The following is a 22,554-nucleotide window of genomic DNA, read 5'->3' on the forward strand; positions in this document are numbered from 1 at the left end:
AGCGTGGTCTTTTACAAACAACCAGTCGCGGGTATAAAGGCCATCGCCATAAACGGGCAAAGGCTTTTTGGTAATGATGTTGTTAATAAAAAGCGGGATCAGCTTCTCGGGGAAATGGTTGGGACCATAGTTGTTGGAGCAGTTGGTAACTACCACGGGCATGTGGTAGGTTTCTCCATAAGCCCGCACAAAATGGTCGGAAGCAGCTTTGGAAGCCGAGTAGGGTGAATTGGGATCGTAAGGTGTGGTTTCGGTAAAAAGGCCCGTGTCGCCCAATGCGCCATACACTTCATCGGTGCTTACATGGTAAAAACGCTTGCCTTCAAAGTTACCAGCCCATGCGGTCTTCGCAGCATTCAGCAGGTTGACGGTGCCCACCACATTGGTGTACACAAAATCCATGGGGGACACTATAGAGCGGTCCACATGCGATTCTGCAGCAAGGTGTATCACCCCGTCGGGGCTATACTGGCTGAACACCCGCTCCAGGTCGGCGGTATCCAGCAGGTTTACCTTTTCGAAGATGTAGTTGTCCTTGGTTTCAATATCGCGCAGGTTTTCGAGGTTGCCTGCATAGGTGAGTGCGTCGAGGTTGATGATCCGGTAATCGGGGTATTTATTTACAAATAACCGGACTACATGAGAGCCAATAAAACCTGCTCCGCCAGTGATGATGATGGTCATTGTTTACTATAAAGGTTGTAGCAAAAGTAAGGGTTAGCTTTTTAGAAGGCTAACAAGCGGCCCTAAACTTATACTACATATCAGGCATAACCGAAACGGTGATGCCTTCGGTACCATTCAAGAGTGATTTTCAACCCTTCACGCAAATTGACCGTGGGCCGGTAACCCAGGAGGCGCCCGGCTTTGCCAATATCCGCTAAGCTATGGGCCACATCGCCGGGGCGGACAGGACCATATTGCGGCACCAAATCACTGCCTGCCAGCTCCTTGATGGTTTCCAATAGATCGTTGAGGCAGGCACGCTGCCCTACGCCAATATTATATACCTGGTTTAAAGCCTCCGGGTTGGTAGTGGTTAGTGCCAGCAGGTTGGCTTCAACAGCATTGCCTACAAAAGTAAAATCGCGGCTGTAGAGCCCATCGCCATTAATCAGGGGTGGTTCGTTGCTCAGCACGGCATCCACAAAACGGGGCACCACGGCTGCATAAGGCCCATCAGGATTTTGCCGGGGGCCAAACACATTAAAATAGCGCAAGCCGATAAACTCCATACCATAATTCAACGCAAAAACACCGGCATACAATTCAGCCACCAGTTTTGTAACGGCATATGGAGTTAGGGGACTCCCGGTTTGCTCTTCAACCTTAGGCAGGGCAGGATGGTCGCCAAACACCGATGATGAGGATGCATACACCACCCTGCGGATACCAGCCTGGCGGGCGGCTTCAAATATTTGCAAGGTGCCCCCGATGTTAACCTCGTTGCTGGTAAGCGGGTCCTTGATGGACCTTGGCACCGAACCCAAGCCAGCTTGGTGGCAAACCAGGTCCATACCGGTGCAAGCTGACCGGCAGGTATCCCAATCCCGGATATCCCCTTCCACAAAGCGAAAACGAGGATCCCCTTCCAGGTCAGCGATATTATCCCTGCTGCCGGTACTTAAATTGTCCAGCACCTGCACCAGCGCCACATCAGGTCTTTCAATAAGCGCATGCGCCAGGTGTGATCCAATAAAACCCGCACCGCCTGTGAGTAATATTTTCATGGTATTTTAAAAACTAAAAGATTGCCCAAAACCCTGCCAGCACGGTACAAACAAACAGGTTATGTTTTTTCTTTTTGTAAGAAGTTCCGCTTTTTATTGCCGCCACCCCCGGGCTGCTCCGGATCGAAATAACCCGCCCCACCGCCGTAAGCATAACCATAACGGCCATAGCCGTAGTAGCCAAAGGCTGCATCCAGCTGTACATCGTTGAGCACTACCGAAAGAGCCGGGAGCTTTTGATGCACGGCAAAATCTGCAATCAGCTTCACCTGCCTTTTGAACGTATGCCCCTGACGCGTGATATACAGGGTGGCATCGGCAAACCGGGCCAGGTTGAGGGCATCGCTTACAATGCCCACCGGTGCGGTATCAATTACAATAGCATCGTAGCGGCTGCGCAGCCATTGAAACAGGGTATCCAATTGCGGATGCAGCAACAACTCGGAAGGATTGGGCGGCACGGCACCACAGGGCAGCACATCCAGGTTTTCGTATCCTGCCACCTGCACCGGCAGATCTTCCATGGCTACCTTGCCCACCAGCCAGTTGGTAAGTCCCGGCTTACGGCTTAGCCCCACCTTTTGCAACACGTTGGGCTTACGTATATCCAGTTCCAGCACTATGGTTTTTTTCCCTGCCATGGCCAGCACAGCCCCCAGATTGGCCGAAACAAAGGACTTCCCCTCCCCGCTGCTGGTAGAAGTAACCAGGATCACCGGGCAAGGCTTCGCCGGCACCACATATTGCAGGTTGGAGCGCAGGGTGCGAAACTGCTCGGCCACCATGCTCCGGTTGCCGGGGCGGGCTACCAGCATTTCCTCTGCATAGGTATGCCCTACTTCGGCGAGGATGGGTACGGAAGTAAGCTTTTCCAGGTCGGCGCGACTGTTGATCTTATCGTTGAGCAGTTCTTTTACAAAAATGAACCCTGCAGGTAGGGCCAGGCCTATAAAAATGGCCAGCAGCTTGGCATTGCCCTTTTCAGGCCTTACCGGCAAGGGCACGGGAGCAGCAGCTTCCACCACCTTGATATTGGAAATAGTAGCTGCCAGCGATATAGCCGACTCTTCTCTTTTTTCCATCAGGATTTTATAAACCGACTGCTTCATTTCCAGCTGCCTTTTCAGTTCCAGCAGGTTTTGCTCCTGTACCGGCAACTGCTGGGCACGGCCTGCAACGGCTCTTTTTTCACGATTCATGCGGTTGCCGCTATCACGGATGGCAACTACCAGGTTGCGCAAGGCTTCCAATATATTTAAACGCAGTTGCTCAATGCTTTTTTCCAACTGTTGCACCCGGGCATTGCCCACGGGCACCTTGCTATCCAGCAAGCCTTTGTGTTCCAGTTGGGCAAGATTATATGCCGAAATAAGGGTATTGAGGGTTCCATCGGCAAGCCCCAACGTTGAGGGCACAACGGTAAAATTGTTCCGGCCATCGCTCAGGTATGCCGTTATTATTTTGGCAATGGCCACTTGCGCGTTCTGGGTGCGGGCTTGTTCATCAATGGCATCCATGCGGGCCAGGTAGGCAGCCGACTGACTGCCTGGGTCCAGGAGGTTGGTTTGCTTTTGATAGGCCAACAGCAAAGCGGTAAGGCTATCCAGCTCGCGGGAAACGACCTGCAAACGGTCGTTTACAAAAGCTATGGTCTGTCGCTTGGTTTCATTCTTATCCTCAATGGTGGTTACCTGGTATGCATGCATCAGCTGGTTGAGCACATCGGCCGACAGTTGCGGATGGGTAGTTTCCAATACCAGGTTGAGGATACCCGTGCCCCCCTTGGGTGCTACCACCAGCTGGCTGGCCAGTTCACCGGCCAGCATCGAAGAAGGCCACCACTCGGCCCGGTAAGCTTCGCTCAAACCACCCTTTTGGGTTGGCACCAGCTTAAAGCGACCCTGTGGGGTTGCAAAAGGCTGATTGAATACATGCCGGCACGTGTCGCCAGCCACTAAAAAGCTTTCATTTTCAATAAAAGAAATATCAAGAGCAAAAGGCTGTGCGGCGTCCTTAAGCATCAGCGTTTCCACCCTGAAAGGCAGATCACCATAGTGGTGCACATCGTCGATTTTACCTTTGGAGTAGTACTGGAAATTGAGCCCAAGGTTATCCACCACTTTTTGCATCAGCGGCTTCGACTTGATCAGTTCTATTTCACTTTGAATATTGATGGAATGATCAAGCACAAAAAGCTGGGAAAAACGATCATTTGCCGCACCTTCATCTTCGCTACTGCTGCCTTTTACAAACAGGGCGCTGGTTGACTGGAAAACCGGTGTGGCATACCGCAAATAGAGGTAAGCACCCATCAGCGCTAAAGCTACCGAAAGAATAAACAGGGGCAGATAACGGATATAACGAAAGAACAACTCCCGTATATCCAGACTGCCCGCAGCAGTTTTATCAGGTGCAAATGGATCCTGCAAGGAAAAAAAGGGTTGTTAGTTTTTAGTTATGGCACTTACCCTGCCTGAATGCAACAGACTGCTCCTATTTATTCCAGATAAGCAATTACCTACTTTACGAAGATGTTATACACCAGTGCAATGCTGGTAAGGACGGTGAGTGCAAAACCGATCTGCTGGGTAATGCGTTGCTGCTCGGCGCTGCGGGTTTTGTAAGGGGTAGCTTCCACCAGCACTACATCGTTTTGCTGCAACTGGTAGTAAGGCGATGCAAACATCCTGGAACTGGTCAGGTCAATTACGCCCAGCCTGCGCTGACCGCCCTGCTCGCGCAGCACTTTAACGGCAGCTTTCTTACCAACAGAAGTTATATCGCCAGCCATGGCAATGGCCTCCAGCACGGTAAGGTTTTCCTCCTGTATGGTCTTTACGCCGGGAGCAGCAACTTCTCCCATCACAATAACACGAAAGTTGGTAAAACGGATAATGACGGAAGGGTCCTGCAGTTCTCCGGCCAGCTTTTGTTTGATTTGACCAGCCAGTTCTGTTTTGGATAAACCTTCGGCATGCAGCAGCCCGATGCGGGGCAGCTCGATATTGCCGGACTGGTCTACCAGGTAGCCTTGTTGGGAATTGTTTTGGGCGAAATTGCCCGGGTGCAGGTTGTAGAGCTCATCCACTTTTGGATCGAGGGCTGCACTATAGATACGGATATTGAGCAGATCGTTTTTCTGGATCCGGGGCTCGGCGAGGTAATGAGCCACCCCCATGGAAGTGTCCTGCAGGTCCACCACGTAGTTTTGGATGGCACGTTGCGGCACAGTGCAGGCAACCAGGAAAGTAAAGGCAATAAGTATTGCGTACGCGGTCAGGCGCATTGACTTGGTTGGGTAACGGATTAGGGTTGGGCAGGGTAAAGATTAGGTCGGGGCAGGGTTTGTATCACACCAGCCCCAACCTTATTTATTTGGAAGCAAGCTTATTCTTCTCGATATCGGCTACCAGCATATAGCCCATGCTTTCAATCAGCACTTTGGCTACTTTGTTTTTCAATTCCAGTACACGGCCTTCCAGGTCCATCAGGGGACCTGCAGTGATGCGCACCTGCTGACCGGGCTGGAGATCCACTTTTACCAGCGACACATTTTCGTGTTCGTTCAAAAACTGGCGGATGACAACGATCTCCTTGTCCTTGATAATGGCGGGTTTGCCATCCCAATACACAAAGTTGATCACCCCATCGGTCATGCGCACGGCGGTGCGGTCTTCGTCGGTTACCCGCACAAAAACGTAGGACTTAAACAGGGGTTCTTCCACCAGTTTCATCCGGTCGCTCCATTTGCGGCGCACCTTGTTCAACGGGCAATAATTTTCAATGCCTTTTTGGGTAAGCAGGCTGGCGACCTTCTTTTCCCAACGGGGTTTGGTGTATATGGCTAACCACTTAGCGGTCATAACATTTTTTTTCAAGGCTTCGCCACCTCGGTTACAAAAACCGGATAAGTAAGCAGCAAAAAGCCCTTTGGTGATTGCAAATATAGTGCATGCATTGGGAGTAACAAATGCGTAAAAAATACAGATTATGAACTACTTAACTATAGAATTTATCCTACAAGGAATACATCTCCCCCGTCTATACGGTACTGCTCTCCGGTGAGAGAGCAGGCAGCCAGCCCTAAGTCGTTAAACAAAAGCGGGTTGCCCCCGCGGCCCACCCAACCTACATGGCGGGCAGGATTTCCCCTTACCAATGCATAGGGCTTTACACTTTTCGTCACCACCGAACCTGCACCCACAAAAGCATAAGCCCCGATGCGCACCCCGCACACAATGGTTGCATTGGCACCAATGGTGGCGCCACGCTCTACTACGGTTTGCCGGAACTCCTGCTTGCGTTCAATAAAACTGCGGGGATTGATCACATTGGTAAACACCACTGAAGGCCCAACAAACACCTCGTCTTCCAGCAATACACCCTGGTAAAGCGAAACATTGTTTTGCACCTTTACCCTATTGCCCACCACCACCTGGCGGTCTACAAATACATTCTGTCCCAGGTTGCATCCCTCGCCAATGCGGCAACCGGTCATCAGGTGACAAAAATGCCAGATCTGCGTACCTGCGCCTATTTCGGCGCCGGGGTCAATTACTGCGGTAGGATGTGCCTGGAACTGTTCCATCGGGTAGTAAAACAGGCCAAGTTAAGGGATCATGTTCAATAAAGCCCGGTAGTGCACCCATGAACAAACAGGGCAATTAATGCTTACCTTAACGATTTTAGCCCATTGCCGAACCAACAAATCGACCACCTTGAAAGCCCGTTACTATTCACTGGATGTATTTCGCGGAGCCACTGTTGCCTTTATGATCCTGGTAAACAGCCCAGGCTCCTGGGCCCATATATTTAGCCCGCTGGGCCATGCCAAATGGCATGGCCTTACCCCCACCGACCTGGTGTTTCCCTTCTTTTTATTTGCCGTTGGCAATGCCATGGCATTTGTGATGCCCAGGCTGGAAGTAGCCGGCCCTGCGGCCTTCTGGCGCAAGGTGGCAAAACGCACTGCCCTCATTTTTGGCATTGGGCTGCTGCTCAACTGGTATCCTTTTGTGCACTGGGTGGAAGGAGCGCTGGTGGCAAAAGGCTGGACCTGGACCAAGGGCGATGGCACCACCGGCGGGGTGCGCATACTGGGTGTACTGCAACGGATTGCGCTCTGTTATTTCTTTGGTTCCATACTGGTGTACTATTTCAAGGCAAGAGGCGCCTTCCTGGCAGGGCTTATCATTTTACTGCTGTACTGGGCATTTTGTATTGCCGGCAACCCCGCCGATCCATACAGCCTGGAAGGTTGGTTTGGCACCGCCATCGATAAAGCCATACTGGGTGAGCCGCACCTGTACCGCGGCGAAGGGGTGGCCTTCGACCCCGAGGGGTTGGTGAGCACCCTGCCCGCCATTGTGCAGGTGATTTTTGGCTACCTGGTGGGCGACTACCTGCGCCGCCGCAACCTGTACCTGCAGGAAGCGGGTGCCAAAACGGAAAGCAGCCAGCATTTGTACCAAACTATTGCCGTGCTCCTGCTATCAGCCACGGCCCTCCTGTTTACAGCTTATGCCTGGAACCTTTCCTTTCCCATCAACAAGAAGATATGGACCAGCTCCTATGTGTGCGCCACCACGGGGCTTGCGATTGCCGTACTGGCCACACTGGTTTATTTTATCGAAATCAGGAAAGCCACTGGTGGCTGGAGCCGGTTCTTTGATGTGTTTGGCAAAAACCCGCTCTTTATTTATGCCCTTAGCGGACTTATCCCAAAAACGCTTTCTGTGATCCGGATACCTGATGGAACCGACGTATCCGGCTCAGCACAGTACACCAATCCCTGGAGCTGGTTTTATGACCATGTATGCGCTAATATTCCAGGCATACCGGAAATCGGCTCGCTGGTGTTTGCTTTATGTTTTGTGGGACTGCTGTGGGCGGTGGGCTACTGGATGGATAAGCGGAGGATTTATGTAAGGGTTTAAGCAAGTTTTCGGTTTCTTGTTTTTGATGTTTTGTTCTTATTTAAAACTTGATTGAAAAGGTCTCTAAACGCCATTATGCTGATCTAAAGAGTTAGCCAAAAATTAATTGCCGCTTTTCTAACCTGTTTCACTCTTGGAACCTGAATTCCTTCACCAAAAACTAAAAACCCAAACAAGAAACCCCAAACTCCTAACCCTTAACCCTTTCCTTTACCAAACCGTTTTCACCCACCATGCCGTATTCGGGACGCCACTCGTGTTTCCAGCGGCGGTGGCTCCACAGCCACATGTCGGGACTTTCGGAGATTACCCGTTCCAGAAACTGGATATAACGGTAAGTAAGTACGCCTTTGGGCAGGGCTGCGGGGTGCTCTTCTGCAAGGAAGAAATCACCCTTGTAATACCCCCGCTTTACCTTGGTGAAATAGCAGAACACAACAGGAATATCTGCCAGGCGGGCACCATTCTCCGGGCCCGAAAAGAAAGCCGTGGGCTTGCCAAAAAAAGGCACCCAAAAAGCTTTGGAGGGATTGCTGGGATTTTGATCGGCAATAAGGCCAAGCGCATACAACTGGTTGCGCCAGGGCATCAGGGCGGTGCGCATTTCGGTAGCAGGCAACAGCACCGAACCGGTGCGGGAGCGAAGTTTGCGGATTAACCGGTCGAATACTTTATTGCCCAAAGGCGCATATACACCCAAAAAAGTATGCGGAATATTCAGGGCCACGGCCAGGTTGCCGACCTCCCAGTTGAAATTGTGTCCCAAATGAATCTGGCAGCGTTTGCCTTTGGCGTACAGTTCGTCAAACACCTTTTTATCAAACACAAAATGGCGGTTGATAAAACCGTTGCTTGCCGACAGCAGCTTGATCATTTCGATAAACGTATCGCAGAAGTTGCGGTAAAAGCGACCGGCAATGGCCTTGCGTTCCGCTTCGGTTTTTTGAGGAAAAGCAATGGCCAGGTTTTGCAGCACCACCTTTTTGCGATAGCCCGCCAGGTGGTAAATGATCACATAGAAAAAATCACTCAGTAGGTGCAGCACCCGCAAAGGCAGCAGGGAAAGCAGGTACAAGAAGCCGTAAACCACATAATACATTCGGATCCTAATTTTTCGCCAGCAAAAGACCCGAACCTGTTGACTAGAATAAAAGTGCAGGGCTACAGTTCCGGACCGTAAAGGCGCTGCAAAGGTAGGGCTACAATGCAGTTTGGGGGACAAGGCTTTTGCGGTACTGGTGCAGGGGCTGCGCATCCTGGTTCATGCGGATGCTTCCCTGCCAGCTGAACCCAAGCTTTTGCAACAGGTTGATGGAGCGCTTGTTTTCGGGCATCACAATGGCCAGCAACTCCGTTAGTCCATATAAGGCAGGTGCCTCCAGCACCATGTGCTGTGCCGCTTCAAAAGCATAGCCGTACCCTTCATGTTGCGGCAGGAAAGCAAACCCAAGGTCGGGATGTGGCAATTCGCTACGCTTGATGATACCACACATGCCCAAAGCAAGGTCATCATCCCGACGGGTTACCATCAGCAACCCAAAACCATGCTTCCGGTAATGTGCTAAAGGCCCGTTTTCCAAATAAGCTATGGCATCGGCTGCACAGCGTACACCCTTGTCGCCGATAAAGTTGAGCCAACCCGGCGTGTTGAGCAATTTGCAAATAAAGTCTGCGTCCGCAATGGAAAAGGGACGCAGCAAAAGCCGGGACGTGTGTATAACGCCAATCATCAGGTGCTGGATAAACAATTACTGTGGTAAAACAAGCCGGTCACTACAACACAATATTTTGCACCAGGTCGGCCTTCTCGGGATAATCGGTATTGAAGTGCAGGCCCCTGCTTTCCTTGCGGAAAGAGGCGCCCTTGATGATCAGGTAACCTACCGAAATCATATTGCGCAGCTCCAGCAATTGCGGCGACACGCGGGTGCTTTGGTAGAGTTGCTCGGTTTCTTCAAACAGGAGGTCGATGCGCTTCATGGCCCGCTCCAGGCGCACGTCGTTGCGAACAATTCCCACGTAGTCGCTCATTACCTGCTGCAGCTCTTTCAGGCTTTGGGTAATAAGGATCATCTCCTGCGGCTCGCTGGTGCCTTCTGCATTCCAGTCGGGTACAATGCTGGCAGGCTGGGCGCCACCGGCAAAAATGTCGGGGCAGCTATCCAGCGGCTGTACGGCGGTTTCCGAAAGCAGGGCGGCCTGGCTGTTCATTACCGATTCAAAACAACGATGGGCAAAAACCATGGCCTCCAGCAGCGAATTGGAAGCAAGTCGGTTGGCGCCATGCAGGCCCGTGGAAGCGCATTCGCCACAGGCATACAGGTTGCGGATGGAGGTGCGCCCCCATTCGTCGGTTTTGATGCCGCCACAGCTGTAGTGTGCCGCCGGTGCTACCGGTATCATATGAATGGCTACATCAATGCCTATGGACAGGCATTTCTCGTAAATATTGGGAAAATGCTCCTTGAACTGCTCCAGCGGCATATGACGGCAGTCGAGCCATACATGCTCGGTACCGGTGCGCTTCATTTCGCTGTCGATAGCGCGGGCAACGATATCACGGGGTGCCAGGTCGCGGCGCGGGTCGTAGCGCTCCATAAAAGCTTCTCCGTCCACGTTGCGGAGGATACCGCCATCGCCCCGCACCGCCTCGGTGATGAGGAAGGCCTGGCCACGCTTGCCGGCTTCGTAGAGGGCCGTGGGGTGAAACTGGATGAACTCCATATTTTCAATACGGCCCTTGGCGCGGTATACCATGGCAATGCCATCGCCGGTAGCGATATAGGGATTGGTAGTAGTGCGGTACACCTGCCCGTTGCCGCCGGTTGCCAGCAGGGTATTGCGGGCTAAGATCTTTTCAATGCGGTTGCTTTGGGCATTGAGCACATACACACCGTAACAGCAGATATTGGGGGTGCTTTTGGTAACCAGGTAGCCCAGGTGGTGCTGTGTAATAATGTCCACCACAAAGCAATGCTTGATCACCTCGATATTGGGCGCCTGCTCTATTGCTTCCAGCAGCGCACGTTCTATTTCCCAGCCGGTGATGTCCTTGTAGTGCAAAATGCGGTACTCCGAGTGGCCGCCCTCTTTGCCCAGTTTGTAATCACCTTCCTTGTCGCGGTCGAACTGGGTGCCCCAGTCGATGATTTCCTGAACCCGGGCAGGCCCTTCTTTTACCACAATTTCAACGATCTTCTCGTTGCACAGCCCATCACCGGCGATGAGGGTGTCTTCAATATGTTTATCGAAAGAATCCTTTTCTGTATCGTTTACCACGGCCACGCCGCCTTGTGCGTACTTGGTATTGGTTTCATCGGCCGAGGCCTTGGTGATGATGGTAACCTTTCTGTCGGGGTTGTATTGTGCCAGCTTTAACGCGTATACCAATCCTGCTATTCCGGAGCCAATCACTAAATAATCTGTCTGCATGCCTGGGCCTTTTAATCTTGGGTAGGTTTTGGGTAAAAAACTGATCAGCAGGGAAAAAGTTCAAAGGATCATGTTGCGGCATTTGCTAAAACATTGCACGCGAAGGGCGCAAAGGAGCAAAGACGCAAAGATGATGTCGCTCGCTGCTGTTCAGTATTCAACCCGGAAAGTTAGGGCATTTGGGTTTTCAAGAACCTGGCCAAGGGTACTGCTGATGAGGACGGTTTGGTTATCGGTACCCGGCTTTGCTCCGGGGCCTTCCACTTTTTTGATCTTCCGGGGCAGGCGGATGGCTGTTTTGATGGACGACTCACCAAACATGGCTGAGGCTTCCTTCATCTGGTCGGATTGAAAATTTTCCTGGAAAGCCTTTAGCCGCTCAGGATTTACCTTCCGCTCCAGGAGGCCGTCTTTAAAAGTAAAATCAAAAATGCTGTTGTAGTCGGGCATACCTTCCTGGGTGGGCGCATCCGGCCCCAGCCCTTTCATCATATTGCCCATGATGCCGCCGTTGCGTTGCATCAATCCCTGAATAGCCACCAAGTCCTCCGGTCTTTTAAAAGGCAGGCGCATATCCATTTTAAATTGACCTTCCTGCATGTTCATCACCATGTGCAGGGTTCCTTCTCGAAGCAGGGCTTTGTCGGCCTCGGAAACGCCCTCTGCCGATGCAGGCATATCGGAAAAACGGATGGTGGTATCCACCGGCTTGTCGGGGAGCATGGCACCCGGTTTAGCACCTGAAGAGTCGGCTTCTTTTTCGGCCATACCCTGCAGCTCCTTCAACATATCCATCATCCCGCTCATATCCATCTTTACCGAATACACGCCGCTGCCGTCCCTGTTTACGGCAATCTCTTCATCCGAATCGATACAACCGGTAACAAAAAGCAAAAGCAGGAGTAAAAAGGAAGCAATCTTTTTCATGATAAAGGGTTAAAGCATACAATCTACGAAAGGCTAAGGGAGTACCAAAAGCTTCCCACACGTTATTGGGAAAAGCGTATGGGGAAGGCACCAACACGCTACTCGGCCCCGTACAGCAATGCACCTTTCACCAGTTGCCACTGGGCAAGCCCATAGGTAACCATGATGAGCACACCTGCAAAAGGAAGCGGTGCATAAAATCGGTTCAACGCCAAAAGCGAGTCGGAGATAACGAAAAACAAGGCACCCAACAACAAGGCGAAGCCTACATTACGGCGGCGCATGATGCCACAGTGAAGAGCCAGCAGCAACATCAGGGAAATGGTGGCGCCATAAACCGCAACGGGTAATTTCAGGGTGCCCAGCACAGGCCACAACAACAAGAGCAAGCCTGCATAGTACACCCCAACGCCGGCGGCCAGTGGCAGGTGCAAACGAATCCGTTCCTGTTTCCACAAGCCCAGGAAAAAAAGACAATAACAAACATGCGCCAGCAGGAAGGCAGACAGCCCCAGGATAAAGAACAACGGGTTTTGCCCTTCGAAAAGCAAAAGGACATCGCCCAGCCAGGACAGTGCAAGGGCCGGCAACATCCAGCGCAGCGAACCGCGGCGAACGGCATTGCGGGCAAAAAACAGGAACAACCCTACTACAATCAGCGGTTTGGTAGCTAGCCGGTACGAAGTATCCACATCAAAACCAACCAGCAACAGGTCGGCGGAAAGGGCCAGTACAAAAAGGAAAAGCCCGGCAAAGCGTCGGCTTACCAGGGCGATTCGTTGGCCCGCATCCTCGGGCAGCTGTGGGTAATCGGCATTTAGGCCTTTACCATTAGCGGCGCTATCCATGCTTCGTTTTCTTTAAGCAGGTTGATGAGTTCCTCTACCGCTACCTCACTGGGCACATTGCGTTTTACCACTTCCTTGCCTTTGTACAGGGTGATCTTGCCCGGACCGCTGCCTACATAGCCAAAGTCGGCATCTGCCATTTCACCGGGACCGTTCACAATACAACCCATGATGGCGATCTTAACGCCCTTGAGGTGGTTGGTTACAGCGCGGATGCGGGCAGTGGTTTCCTGCAGGTCGAACAGGGTGCGGCCACAGGAAGGACAGGAGATATATTCGGTTTTGGAAATGCGGGTACGCGTGGCCTGCAGGATGGAGAAGGCAGTGTTGTTGATAAACTGCTCGGGAGCGGCGTTTTGCAGGTAGGTGCGCGGAGCAGAGACCACGGACAACAGACTACCGTCTACAAGAAGTTCGCCTGTCGCCTGTCGGCTGTCGGCTGTTGCCTCCAATTGATAGCTGGCAGCAAGCTGGTCATAGCTAGATTTGGTCATGCCAAAGCAAACCCCATCGCCATACCCTTCCAGCAACAGGGCACCGGCATCGGAGGCGTATTTAATCAGGTGATCGTCGGCAGTGTCGCCCTTGCTGTCCACCACAATGATGGCGGGGTTCTTTATACCGCGGCTGTCCAACTCCACAAACATGCGGCGAACAGCCTGCATGCTGTTGGTGCGTTCGCTACTGAGGCATAAAACCACTGTTGGATCATTGACAATGGCGTCGAGGAAAGTATAATCGTTTACAGCAGTAGTATCGTTGTAGCAGTCTACCATTACAAAGTTGAGCAGAGGGCTGCGCATACTGGTTTGGGTAAAACCGCTGTCCTGGAACAATGGATAGTATTTGGCTTCCCCTCCCTGTTGCGCCACTTCGGCCCAGGTGGCAGGAAATACCAGCACTTTGAGTGTACCCGGAAGGGCAAAAGGCAATACCTGGTGGCCTGTAAATACATAATCAGCAGCGGTATCGGCAATTGCCCACTTATCGGTATCGGCATCGTAGCTGTAGCCAATGCTTTCCAGGTGGGCGGGGGTTATGGCTTCCACCTTGCTCAGGTCGGCCACCACTACCGGTACTTGTGTGCCGCCGATATTGCTTACCGCAAAAGAATTGCGGCGTTTGTAGTTGAAGGGATCATAGGTCAGCTTTTCAACAACCGGAACCTGGTTAGCACCATTGGCAATCTGGTTTTCGAAAGGCTTGAGGAGGGCCTTGCAAACCGGAATTTCCAACTCCGGGTCTTCTGTCAGTGAAACCCGGATGGTATCACCCAAACCATCCTGCAACAGGGTGCCGATGCCCACCGCACTTTTGATGCGGCCGTCTTCGCCATCGCCGGCTTCCGTTACACCCAAGTGCAGCGGGTAGCATTCGCCAAACTCCTGGTCCATGGTGTGTACCAGCAGGCGGTAGGCCTGTACCATCACCTGCGGGTTGGAGGCCTTCATGCTGAGCACGATGTTGTGGAAATTTTCGCCACGGGCAATACGCAGGAACTCCATAGCGCTTTCCACCATCCCCATGGGTGTATCGCCGTAGCGGCTCATGATGCGGTCGGAAAGGGAACCATGGTTGGTACCAATGCGCATGGCGGTGCCATACTCTTTACAGATCTTTACCAGCGGGGTGAACTTCTCGTAGATGCGCTCGATCTCCTCGGCATAATCGGCGTCGGTGTATTCAATCAGTTCAAACTTCTTTTTGTCAACGTAGTTACCTGGATTGACGCGTACTTTTTCCACGATGCGGGCCGCTATTTCGGCTGCATTGGGGGTAAAGTGGATATCGGCGACCAGGGGTGTGGTATAACCGCGGCGACGCAGTTTGTTCTTGATGTGGAGCAGGTTCTCCGCCTCCTTTTTGGAAGGGGCAGTGATGCGCACCAGTTCGGCGCCCGCTTCAATGCAGCGGATAGACTGTTCTACCGTTGCCAATGTATCCATGGTATCGGTAGTAGTCATGGTTTGCATGCGGATGGGATGGAAATTGCCCATCAACAGGTCGCCGATGCGCACCTCTCGGGTGGCCAGTCGCTTATATTCGGTAGTGCTTGCGCAGTAAGCTTGCATGAGGGTAAAAAGCTAATGTGCTAATGTGATAATTAGATAATGTGCTAAAAGCCGGATTGATTTCCCCGAAACATCAGGGCAAGATAGGCAAATAGCAACATGGCGCTTGTAAACAATGCTGGGCAAAGTTAGTTCAGGAAAACGGAAGGGAAGGCTAAAAGGAAGTGGCGGCTTTGCGGAGCAGGCAGAAAAGACTCCTTATTCCACACTGGCATTTGGTTGATTGGAAATTGCTAAAGCCTGGCAGGCACGACAAACCGAATGAAAATGTTCACTCGATACAGGCTGGGATATCCTCCCTGCTCCGGAGTACCCAGGTATGAAAGGGGATGCCGAAACAAGTTCGGCATGACAGTGAACCGGGTAGCGGCTTTCCTCCTTATCCTAGAAAATTTGCTCCAAGCTCCAAGCTCCAAACTACCAATCCTTCGCCATCCCCTGTCCTTCGCGGCTGCGGTTGCGGTTCATGCGCTCCTGGATTTCCCGCTCTTTTTGCTGCAACTGGTCCAGTTTGCGCTGGGCTTCGCTTTTACTCATGGAGCTGCGGTTTTGCTGTTGTTGTTTTTGTTGTTGTTCCTGCCTGAGTTCGCGCAAGGCCTTCTGGAGGTTTTCACGGGCCTGTTTATCATCAGGAGCAAAGCGCAATGCATCTTTATAGGCTGCAATGCTGGCTTCCAGGTCGCGCTCCCGGGTATGGTTTACACCGGTATTATAGTGGATGGCGGCCTGCAAAGCGGCATTTTGTTTTTGCGGCGGAATGGTCTGCAAAACACCGATGGCTTCCTTGAACCGCTTTTGCCCATGCAGGGCGTTGGCCAGGTTGTAGGCCGCGGTAGTGCTGGCAGGATCCTTCTTCAGGGCGGTGCGGTAATATTTTTCCGCAAGGTCAAACTGGCCAGCCTGGTAGTACTCATTTCCACGGCTGATATCATTTTCCCCTTTCTGGGCCATGCCCGCAACCGACCACAACAGAAAAGCCAGTGTTTGGTACAGCTTCATAGTTTGCCGTTTTTTCGGGTAGGAATAAAGAATGCCAGCGCCAGCAACAGGGCCATGGGCAGGGCAAACCAGGCATACAGGGTTTTATACGAAACCTGCGACGTATCGCCAATACCCCGCTGCTCCATTTGGCGGAAGCGGTTTACCAATACACCGGAAACATCAGCAGCACCTGCGGTAAGGTGTTGATACTGCCCCTTGGAAAGCGCAGCAATCTGCTGCAATAAGGCTTCATTCAATTTCGTGATGATGACATTGCCGGTAATATCGCGGCGGGCGGCGCCCGTAGCCGTATCAATCAGCGAAGTGCCTGTGGGTGAGCCGATGCCTACCGTATTGATCACAATGCCGGCTTCGGCCAGTTCCTGCGCCTTTTCCAGTGCGCCTTCATCGTGGGTTTCGCCATCGGTAATCAGTACAATGGTTTGAAAGCGCTCCGATTCAGCATCAAAAGAGTTGGCGGCTTTTTGCAATGCATCACTTATGGCAGTGCCCTGCGCCTTGATGGCTGCAGGTGTGGCGGTAGCGATAAATAATTCTGCCGCTCCCCGGTCAAAGGTCAAGGGCATTTGCACATAGGCATTTCCTGCAAAAAGTACCAGTCCAACCCTATCGTCTGGGATACGAACCACCAGGTCTTGCATCAGTTGCCGGGCCAGTTGCAGGCGGCTCCTGCCCCCCTCCTGCGCCAGCATACTGTTACTGACATCCAGGGCCAGCACCACATCTATGCCCTTGCGTACATCGATGGTACCCTGCTCAGGCTGTCGCGGATTGGCTACCGCTATTACACCCAGGGCATAGGACAAAGTATAGAGGGCAAACTGCAAAGTCTTCCGGCCGGGTGATGCACCTGCCAGCAACTGGTTCACCAACTTCGGATCGCCCATTTGCCGTACGGCCCTGCGGCGGCGCCAGCCCTGTATCGCATACAGCAAAACCAGCAGCGGCACAGCGGCCAGCAGCCAAAGCAATTGCGGGTATTGAAAAGAAAATGGAAACATGAAAGGCGTTCATTGGTTCGGAAAACTACGATCCCGCAAGTTATGGGAACGAGGCCGGAACCAGTGAACGCCTTTTTTGCAAAATTCGTGCTAATAGAGGAGCTGCAAGCTTTGAGCTGCAAGCGGCAAGTGAATGGCTGTTGGCTTTTAGCTATTAGCTATTAGGCATTCCATCAAGAAGATTGAAAATATTTGGAACCTACTTGTAGCTTGCAGTTCAGGACTTGCAGCTAAAAGCCTGCAGCTTTCCCTCCTACTTCTTTCCTTTCATAAAACCCAGTTTATCCAGGCAACTTTTAAGTACCGCCATCCGGGCTTTTTGCAGATCAACTTGTGCCGGTGCATCCAGGTTGAGTACAAAAAAGAAAGGATGCCTGTTTTCTTCAATATAACCTACGATCCAACCCATTTGCCTGCCGGTTTTGGGGTCCTGGGTCATACCGGTTTTATAACTCAGTTTGTAGGCAGGCTGGTCTTCCATCAGCATCGCTCTTTTCACCGACTCCTGGTTTACTTTATGAAAAGGCAGCTGGTTGAAGTACAATCTTTTCACCAGGCCCATCTGCTCGTCGGGGCGGATGGTAAGCGAGCCATCGAGCCAAAAAGTATCGATACGGGATTTGATCTTTTTGGAACCATATGCCAGGGTATCGAGCCAGCGCTGCATGGTATCCCTTCCAATACGGCGGGCTACTTCCTGGAAATAAGGCACCGCAGAAACACGAAAAGCATTGTAAAAATTGAGGTCTCGGTTCCAGTCGGCAGCAGGGCGTTGTAGCCCATCCCATTTAATGACCATGCTATCGTTTTCCACCACACCAGTTTGCAAACCAATCAGGCCATTTACAATCTTAAAAGTAGATGCCGGGGTAAATGCGCTATCGCGGTAGCGTTTGAGGTTGTACACCGTAAACTTGTTGCTACCATTGTCCAGCAGGGCAAAAGTGCCCTGGGTGCCGTTTTGATCGAAGATGCTTTTTAACGAGTTGTCTTCAATAACATTATTGGAATTACAACTCCAGAGTATTACAAGGGATATCAGAACCAGTACATATTTCATGCAGCTGAAAATTTTGGCAAAAGTAAGCTTGTTCTTTTCACCCGGGTGGGTTAAAAAAGAAACACCCAACAGGTTTTGGAGACCTGTTGGGTGTGGTTCAGCCTTGTTAGGCGATAATGACAACAAGAAAATTATTAATTATTGATTACTAGGTACACCCTAGTAATCAATAATTAATAATCAATAATTGTTCTATCAGGTAAAGTTTTATTTCAACACACCTAAATCCTTACCAATGCGGGTAAATGCTTCAATGGCTTTATCAAGGTGCTGTTGGTTGTGGGCAGCACTCAGTTGCACGCGGATGCGCGCCTGTCCTTTGGGCACTACGGGGAAGAAGAATCCAATTACATAAATGCCTTCTTTCAGCAGGCGGTCGGCGAAGGTGGATGCCAGCACGGCATCGTACAACATGATGGGCACAATGGGATGCTCACCGGGTTTGATATCAAAGCCGGCTTCAGTCATTTTACTCCGAAAGTATTTGGTATTGTATTCCAGCTTGTCGCGCAGCTCGGTGGTTTCGCTCAGCATGTTGAGCACTGCAATGGAAGCACCCACGATGGAAGGCGCCAGGGTATTGGAGAAGAGGTAAGGCCGGCTTTTCTGGCGCAGCATGTCAATCACTTCTTTACGGCCCGAAGTAAAACCACCCGATGCGCCACCAAGGGCCTTGCCCAGCGTACCGGTGATGATATCGATCTTACCCATCACACCACGGTATTCATGTGTGCCTCGGCCGGTCTTTCCAAGAAAACCCGAAGCGTGGCATTCATCAATCATGATGGCAGCATCGTACTTTTCGGCCAGTTCCACAATCTTGTCCAGCTGTGCGATGGTACCATCCATACTGAATGCACCATCGGTTACAATCATGCGGGTGCGGGCACTGGCAGCTTCCTTGAGTTTTGCTTCCAGGTCGGCCATATTATTGTGCTCGTAGCGGTAGCGTTGTGCCTTGCACAAACGCACCCCATCGATGATGGAGGCATGGTTGAGCGCGTCGGAAATGATGGCGTCTTCCTCGGTGAGCAGGGGTTCAAACACACCGCCATTGGCATCAAATGCCGCGGCATACAAGATGGTATCTTCTGTGCCCAGGAACTCGGAAATCTTTTGCTCCAGTTCCTTATGAATATCCTGGGTTCCGCAAATAAAGCGTACCGAGCTCATGCCATAACCACGGTAATCAATTGCCTGATGCGCCGCTTCAATTACTTTGGGATGGGAAGACAAACCCAGGTAGTTGTTGGCGCAAAAGTTCAGCACGGTTTGTCCATTTACCACGATCTCCGCTTCTTGTGGCGAAGCAATTACTCTTTCGGTTTTATACAATCCCGACTCTTTGATCGCCTCCACTTCGGAGCGGATGCGGGCTACAAAGTTTTCGTTCATACTGTAGAATTTGAACGGCAAATATACCGGGCGGCAGCAGCGTTAAAATTATTTTTTACAAATCCTGTAACATCAGGCTTCCTACTTTCGTCCTATTCCAAAACCGCTGATATGAAACCCAACCTGCTGCAAAATATATCCCTCCTCATTGGTGTAGTAGCCATGCTGCTGCTTGCCTTTGCGGCTTACGGCAGTTATACTGTTATCAAAGCCAATGCTACCGCAAACACCTGTATCAAAGTAAGCAATGGCACCAATGAAATGCCCTGGGAATCGATGGCCCGCCAACTGGTAGGCGCCGTTAGCTTCCAATAAATAAAAGCCTGGCCAGGCCCTACTGTTACCACACAGATTATTTCAATGTACGAACACGGAATCCAAAGTCTCAGCGGCGCCGCTTCAATCCGTGATTACCCCTTACAGTACAACACTTTACTTCTCCGGTACTAACCGCCCACTTTCCTGATTACATACGTAACTACGCCCCACACTTCAAAATTTGTGGCTGCATCTATTTCAATTGCCGCAAGGGTGGCCGTAGCAGGCACCAGCCTTTGCTTGCCCCTGTGTTTTTCGTAGTACCGCACCAGCAACTCGCCATCCAGCTGGGCAATGATCACTTTTCCATTTGCCGCTGTCAGGGAGCGGTCAACAATGAGCATATCACCGGCACTGATACCGGCGCCTGACATACAATCGGTATTCACCCGCAGGTAAAAAGTGTTGGGCTGGTTGGGCACCAGTTGTTCATTGAGGTCGATATGCCTGATTAAAGGTGGTGCCGTTTGCGACCAGGCACCCTGCATATCCGGCATATCTATATTGCGCATCAACATGTTGGGTAGCTGCATAAATAGTGGTTTTGATATGCTAAACTATTTAGTATTTTTATACTAAAGAAATTAGATTATCCACTTTATCAATACCCGTATATGAGCAACACTTTGCATATGCCCGGCTATCGCCTCTCGGAGTACCGGCTGATTGTACCCCTGCCCGAAGTGTTACAGGATAAAATCACCGGCTTACGGAAAACCCTTTTTGAAAAACACAGCATTACGGCCGCAACCGAACTAAAGCCCAGCATTACCCTCATGCAATGCCATGCTTATGAAAAGATGGAGCAAAAGCTGGTTACCCGGCTGCAGGAAATTGCTATGGGCCAAACGCCATTTACGGTAACCCTACAGGGTTTTGAGGCACAACCCTCACATTCTGTCTTTATCAACGTGGTAAACAAGGCACCTTTTGCCGAACTGGCCAAAAACCTGAAGCACACCCGCTGGCTGGTAAACGTGCCCCAGCACGACCCGCATTTTTACACCGAACCCCGCCTGGCATTGGCCCGCCAGCTGAAACCCATGAAGTTTATCTCCGTTTGGATGGACTGCGAGCACCGCCAGTTTAACGGCCGCTATGTGGCAGACGCCATGCTGCTCCTCAAACGCAGCGCCATCAACAACCGTTGGGAGGTAGTCAAAAGAATGGAATTCCTCAGCAGGGGTGCCATGGTGCAGCAGGGGGTGTTGTTCGCATAGCCGGAAGTTGGGAAAGACCGGAAAGTCAGTAAAGACAGGACCGTTATCAGCTCGTGTATCAATTGTTAGAAAGGAGAAATAAACCAGACAGGATTTAGCTCACCTAAGCATCCATTTCAACAATCAGCCACGTCTTTCCTGACTTTCCGGTCTTTTCTAACTTTTCCGACTGCTCATGCAAACACCAGTTCAGGGTAATCTACTCTTTCCGTCACCTCGGGCACATTGGTATCGAGCCCGCGGGTGGTGATGCGTTTGGAGATAGGAAAGCCATCCAGTATCTCGTCGGTGCAGGGCTGGAGTTGGGCCAGAATTTCATCCTTCGCAAGCTGGGGTTGCAGCCACTGCTGCCAGTGCTCCTGGGTGAGCATTACCGGCATGCGCTTTTTGGTATTGTGAATCCGCGCCATCAATGGATTGGCATCGGTAGTGGTAATGGTGAAAGTGCGGAACAGCTCGCCGGTTTCCGGGTCGGTCCAGTGGGCGTACAACCCCGCAAAGGCAAACACGCCTGCATCTTTCAGGTGCACAAAGTGCGGGTATTTTTGCTTTTGGAAATCCATCCATTCAAAAAATCCATCGGCCAGCACCAGGCAGCGGTTCTGCTGGGCATAGGTGCGGAAAGCCGGCTTTTCGAAAATGGTTTCCGCCCTTGCATTCAGGGTTTGCGGCCTTAGCTTTTGCGCATCGGCTACCGATTTCACCCAATGCGGTATCAGCCCCCACTGGTAGGCCTGCACCTTTTGCGGCGCCGAAAGGGTAATTACCGGCATGGTGGGAAACTCAAACCCATTGACATGAAAAAGCGGCTCAAAGGGCATTTCCCAATCCAGTGCACCAATGGCCTTTACGAGATCCTGCTGCTGCTTGCTGAGGGCGTAATGGTAACACATACCAAGTAAGAAGTTAGAAGTACGAAGTTAGAAGTATATACAAGGATAGCGGTGCCGAATCTTCAATGCTAAAGGCTTTTGCACTTTGCATTGTTTTTAGGCAGCCGAAATCATAAATCCGAAATCTTTTGTCCGATCCAATAAAAGGCCGTGGCGCCCAGTTCAATACTGCTAATAAATTTTTGCGCCAGCAAAACGTCAGGGAGCATGTAGAAGCCATTGACGAATGGGAAACACCTGCACCCAAAACTCAGTTCCTGGAAATAGAAGCCGCTTCGCTGGTAAACAAGGTGGAAAGCCCCGATGTAGCCATGCAATACAGCATGAACCCTTACAACGGCTGCGAACATGGCTGTATTTACTGTTATGCCCGCAACACACATGAATACTGGGGGTATAGCGCCGGCCTGGACTTTGAGTCGAAAATCATGGTAAAGCATAATGCGCCTAAGCTCCTGCGCAAGTTCCTGGAACACACCAAATGGCAGGGCGCTCCGCTCAGCCTCAGCGGCAATACCGATTGTTACCAGCCTGCTGAAAAGAAGTACCGCCTCACCCGAAGCCTGATTGAAATTTGTGCGGCGTACAACCAACCCGTAGGCGTACTGACCAAAAACGCAGGCGTGCTCCGCGATATGGATTTGCTGGCGCCCATGGCCGCAAAAGGCATTGCCGCAGTGATGCTATCGCTTACAACGCTCAACGAGGACCTGCGGCGGG

General features: G+C 51.4%; 22 protein-coding genes. 4 read left to right on the forward strand and 18 right to left on the reverse strand.

The features are described from left to right. The 6 genes from BUE76_RS19950 to BUE76_RS19975 form a co-directional block, all read right to left on the reverse strand. Window positions 1–684 (reverse strand): dTDP-glucose 4,6-dehydratase (locus tag BUE76_RS19950; RefSeq protein WP_254049537.1); only part of this gene is annotated, 684 nt, incomplete at its 3' end. Between the two features lie 80 nt (window positions 685–764). After that, complete coding sequence (locus BUE76_RS19955) at window positions 765–1,730, reverse strand: SDR family oxidoreductase (protein ID WP_073044546.1); 966 nt, start codon at window positions 1,728–1,730, stop codon at window positions 765–767. Between the two features lie 59 nt (window positions 1,731–1,789). Continuing rightward, window positions 1,790–4,159, reverse strand: coding sequence for a GumC family protein (locus BUE76_RS19960; protein WP_073044544.1), 2,370 nt, complete (start codon window positions 4,157–4,159; stop codon window positions 1,790–1,792). Between the two features lie 89 nt (window positions 4,160–4,248). Next, window positions 4,249–5,016, reverse strand: a complete 768-nt coding sequence (locus BUE76_RS19965; RefSeq protein WP_073044542.1) for a polysaccharide biosynthesis/export family protein — start codon at window positions 5,014–5,016, stop codon at window positions 4,249–4,251. 85 nt (window positions 5,017–5,101) lie between these two features. Then, window positions 5,102–5,593: a UpxY family transcription antiterminator gene (locus BUE76_RS19970; RefSeq protein WP_073044540.1), complete on the reverse strand. Its 492-nt coding sequence runs from the start codon at window positions 5,591–5,593 to the stop codon at window positions 5,102–5,104. A gap of 149 nt (window positions 5,594–5,742) precedes the next feature. Next, the gene (locus BUE76_RS19975) at window positions 5,743–6,318 is read right to left on the reverse strand and encodes an acyltransferase (protein ID WP_073044538.1); all 576 of its coding nucleotides are present in this window, start codon (window positions 6,316–6,318) and stop codon (window positions 5,743–5,745) included. A gap of 130 nt (window positions 6,319–6,448) precedes the next feature. Between BUE76_RS19975 and BUE76_RS19980 the strand changes: the two genes are divergently transcribed. Next, complete coding sequence (locus tag BUE76_RS19980; protein WP_073044536.1) at window positions 6,449–7,666, forward strand: acyltransferase family protein; 1,218 nt, start codon at window positions 6,449–6,451, stop codon at window positions 7,664–7,666. A 190-nt stretch (window positions 7,667–7,856) separates the two neighbouring features. Here BUE76_RS19980 and BUE76_RS19985 read toward each other — a convergent pair whose 3' ends face one another. The 10 genes from BUE76_RS19985 to kbl form a co-directional block, all read right to left on the reverse strand. Then, window positions 7,857–8,765: a lysophospholipid acyltransferase family protein gene (locus tag BUE76_RS19985; protein ID WP_073044534.1), complete on the reverse strand. Its 909-nt coding sequence runs from the start codon at window positions 8,763–8,765 to the stop codon at window positions 7,857–7,859. A 100-nt stretch (window positions 8,766–8,865) separates the two neighbouring features. Next, window positions 8,866–9,396: a GNAT family N-acetyltransferase gene (locus tag BUE76_RS19990; protein ID WP_073044810.1), complete on the reverse strand. Its 531-nt coding sequence runs from the start codon at window positions 9,394–9,396 to the stop codon at window positions 8,866–8,868. Between the two features lie 43 nt (window positions 9,397–9,439). Next, on the reverse strand, window positions 9,440–11,098 hold the full coding sequence (gene nadB / locus BUE76_RS19995) for an L-aspartate oxidase (RefSeq protein WP_073044532.1): 1,659 nt from the start codon (window positions 11,096–11,098) through the stop codon (window positions 9,440–9,442). A 150-nt stretch (window positions 11,099–11,248) separates the two neighbouring features. Further along, a complete protein-coding gene (locus BUE76_RS20000) occupies window positions 11,249–12,025 on the reverse strand; it encodes a hypothetical protein (protein WP_073044530.1) in 777 nt (258 codons plus the stop codon). Window positions 12,026–12,123: 98 nt separating this feature from the next. Next, the gene (locus BUE76_RS20005; protein WP_083596566.1) at window positions 12,124–12,873 is read right to left on the reverse strand and encodes a lysoplasmalogenase; all 750 of its coding nucleotides are present in this window, start codon (window positions 12,871–12,873) and stop codon (window positions 12,124–12,126) included. Then, window positions 12,843–14,945 (reverse strand): (E)-4-hydroxy-3-methylbut-2-enyl-diphosphate synthase, encoded by a 2,103-nt coding sequence (gene ispG, locus BUE76_RS20010; RefSeq protein WP_073044528.1) that lies wholly within the window; start codon window positions 14,943–14,945, stop codon window positions 12,843–12,845. Before ispG ends, BUE76_RS20005 begins: the two co-directional genes overlap by 31 nt. A 417-nt stretch (window positions 14,946–15,362) precedes the next feature. Continuing rightward, the gene (locus BUE76_RS20015; protein WP_073044526.1) at window positions 15,363–15,944 is read right to left on the reverse strand and encodes a tetratricopeptide repeat protein; all 582 of its coding nucleotides are present in this window, start codon (window positions 15,942–15,944) and stop codon (window positions 15,363–15,365) included. Further along, window positions 15,941–16,948 (reverse strand): VWA domain-containing protein, encoded by a 1,008-nt coding sequence (locus tag BUE76_RS20020; RefSeq protein ID WP_073044524.1) that lies wholly within the window; start codon window positions 16,946–16,948, stop codon window positions 15,941–15,943. Before BUE76_RS20020 ends, BUE76_RS20015 begins: the two co-directional genes overlap by 4 nt. A gap of 253 nt (window positions 16,949–17,201) precedes the next feature. After that, entirely contained in the window at window positions 17,202–18,008 is an 807-nt protein-coding gene (locus BUE76_RS20025; RefSeq protein ID WP_073044806.1) for a penicillin-binding transpeptidase domain-containing protein, read from the reverse strand. A gap of 207 nt (window positions 18,009–18,215) precedes the next feature. Beyond that, window positions 18,216–19,403, reverse strand: a complete 1,188-nt coding sequence (gene kbl / locus BUE76_RS20030) for a glycine C-acetyltransferase (protein ID WP_073044522.1) — start codon at window positions 19,401–19,403, stop codon at window positions 18,216–18,218. Window positions 19,404–19,514: 111 nt separating this feature from the next. Between kbl and BUE76_RS20035 the strand changes: the two genes are divergently transcribed. Next, a complete protein-coding gene (locus BUE76_RS20035; RefSeq protein WP_073044520.1) occupies window positions 19,515–19,718 on the forward strand; it encodes a hypothetical protein in 204 nt (67 codons plus the stop codon). 131 nt (window positions 19,719–19,849) lie between these two features. Here the strand turns inward: BUE76_RS20035 and BUE76_RS20040 are convergent, their stop codons facing one another. Then, a complete protein-coding gene (locus BUE76_RS20040) occupies window positions 19,850–20,254 on the reverse strand; it encodes a LexA family protein (protein WP_073044519.1) in 405 nt (134 codons plus the stop codon). 81 nt (window positions 20,255–20,335) lie between these two features. Here BUE76_RS20040 and BUE76_RS20045 point away from each other — a divergent pair, with 81 nt between their 5' ends. Further along, window positions 20,336–20,941 (forward strand): 2'-5' RNA ligase family protein, encoded by a 606-nt coding sequence (locus BUE76_RS20045; RefSeq protein ID WP_143157340.1) that lies wholly within the window; start codon window positions 20,336–20,338, stop codon window positions 20,939–20,941. A 173-nt stretch (window positions 20,942–21,114) separates the two neighbouring features. Here BUE76_RS20045 and BUE76_RS20050 read toward each other — a convergent pair whose 3' ends face one another. After that, a complete protein-coding gene (locus BUE76_RS20050) occupies window positions 21,115–21,834 on the reverse strand; it encodes an SOS response-associated peptidase (RefSeq protein ID WP_073044515.1) in 720 nt (239 codons plus the stop codon). 128 nt (window positions 21,835–21,962) lie between these two features. Here BUE76_RS20050 and BUE76_RS25210 point away from each other — a divergent pair. Further along, window positions 21,963–22,554, forward strand: a 592-nt coding sequence (locus BUE76_RS25210; RefSeq protein ID WP_394333543.1) for a radical SAM protein, incomplete at its 3' end; no start/stop codon positions are given.

Source organism: Cnuella takakiae, from assembly GCF_001953305.1.
GTDB classification, from domain to species: domain Bacteria; phylum Bacteroidota; class Bacteroidia; order Chitinophagales; family Chitinophagaceae; genus Flavisolibacter; species Flavisolibacter takakiae.

Coding starts and splice junctions, on each gene's coding strand:
- BUE76_RS19955 (WP_073044546.1), bottom strand. CDS start 1,730: ATGAAAATATTACTCACAGGCGGTGCGGGTTTTATTGGATCACACCTG.
- BUE76_RS19965 (WP_073044542.1), bottom strand. CDS start 5,016: ATGCGCCTGACCGCGTACGCAATACTTATTGCCTTTACTTTCCTGGTT.
- BUE76_RS19970 (WP_073044540.1), bottom strand. CDS start 5,593: ATGACCGCTAAGTGGTTAGCCATATACACCAAACCCCGTTGGGAAAAG.
- BUE76_RS19975 (WP_073044538.1), bottom strand. CDS start 6,318: ATGGAACAGTTCCAGGCACATCCTACCGCAGTAATTGACCCCGGCGCC.
- BUE76_RS19985 (WP_073044534.1), bottom strand. CDS start 8,765: ATGTATTATGTGGTTTACGGCTTCTTGTACCTGCTTTCCCTGCTGCCT.
- BUE76_RS19990 (WP_073044810.1), bottom strand. CDS start 9,396: ATGATTGGCGTTATACACACGTCCCGGCTTTTGCTGCGTCCCTTTTCC.
- nadB (WP_073044532.1), bottom strand. CDS start 11,098: ATGCAGACAGATTATTTAGTGATTGGCTCCGGAATAGCAGGATTGGTA.
- BUE76_RS20000 (WP_073044530.1), bottom strand. CDS start 12,025: ATGAAAAAGATTGCTTCCTTTTTACTCCTGCTTTTGCTTTTTGTTACC.
- BUE76_RS20005 (WP_083596566.1), bottom strand. CDS start 12,873: ATGGATAGCGCCGCTAATGGTAAAGGCCTAAATGCCGATTACCCACAG.
- ispG (WP_073044528.1), bottom strand. CDS start 14,945: ATGCAAGCTTACTGCGCAAGCACTACCGAATATAAGCGACTGGCCACC.
- BUE76_RS20015 (WP_073044526.1), bottom strand. CDS start 15,944: ATGAAGCTGTACCAAACACTGGCTTTTCTGTTGTGGTCGGTTGCGGGC.
- BUE76_RS20020 (WP_073044524.1), bottom strand. CDS start 16,948: ATGTTTCCATTTTCTTTTCAATACCCGCAATTGCTTTGGCTGCTGGCC.
- BUE76_RS20025 (WP_073044806.1), bottom strand. CDS start 18,008: ATGAAATATGTACTGGTTCTGATATCCCTTGTAATACTCTGGAGTTGT.
- kbl (WP_073044522.1), bottom strand. CDS start 19,403: ATGAACGAAAACTTTGTAGCCCGCATCCGCTCCGAAGTGGAGGCGATC.
- BUE76_RS20035 (WP_073044520.1), top strand. CDS start 19,515: ATGAAACCCAACCTGCTGCAAAATATATCCCTCCTCATTGGTGTAGTA.
- BUE76_RS20040 (WP_073044519.1), bottom strand. CDS start 20,254: ATGCAGCTACCCAACATGTTGATGCGCAATATAGATATGCCGGATATG.
- BUE76_RS20045 (WP_143157340.1), top strand. CDS start 20,336: ATGAGCAACACTTTGCATATGCCCGGCTATCGCCTCTCGGAGTACCGG.
- BUE76_RS20050 (WP_073044515.1), bottom strand. CDS start 21,834: ATGTGTTACCATTACGCCCTCAGCAAGCAGCAGCAGGATCTCGTAAAG.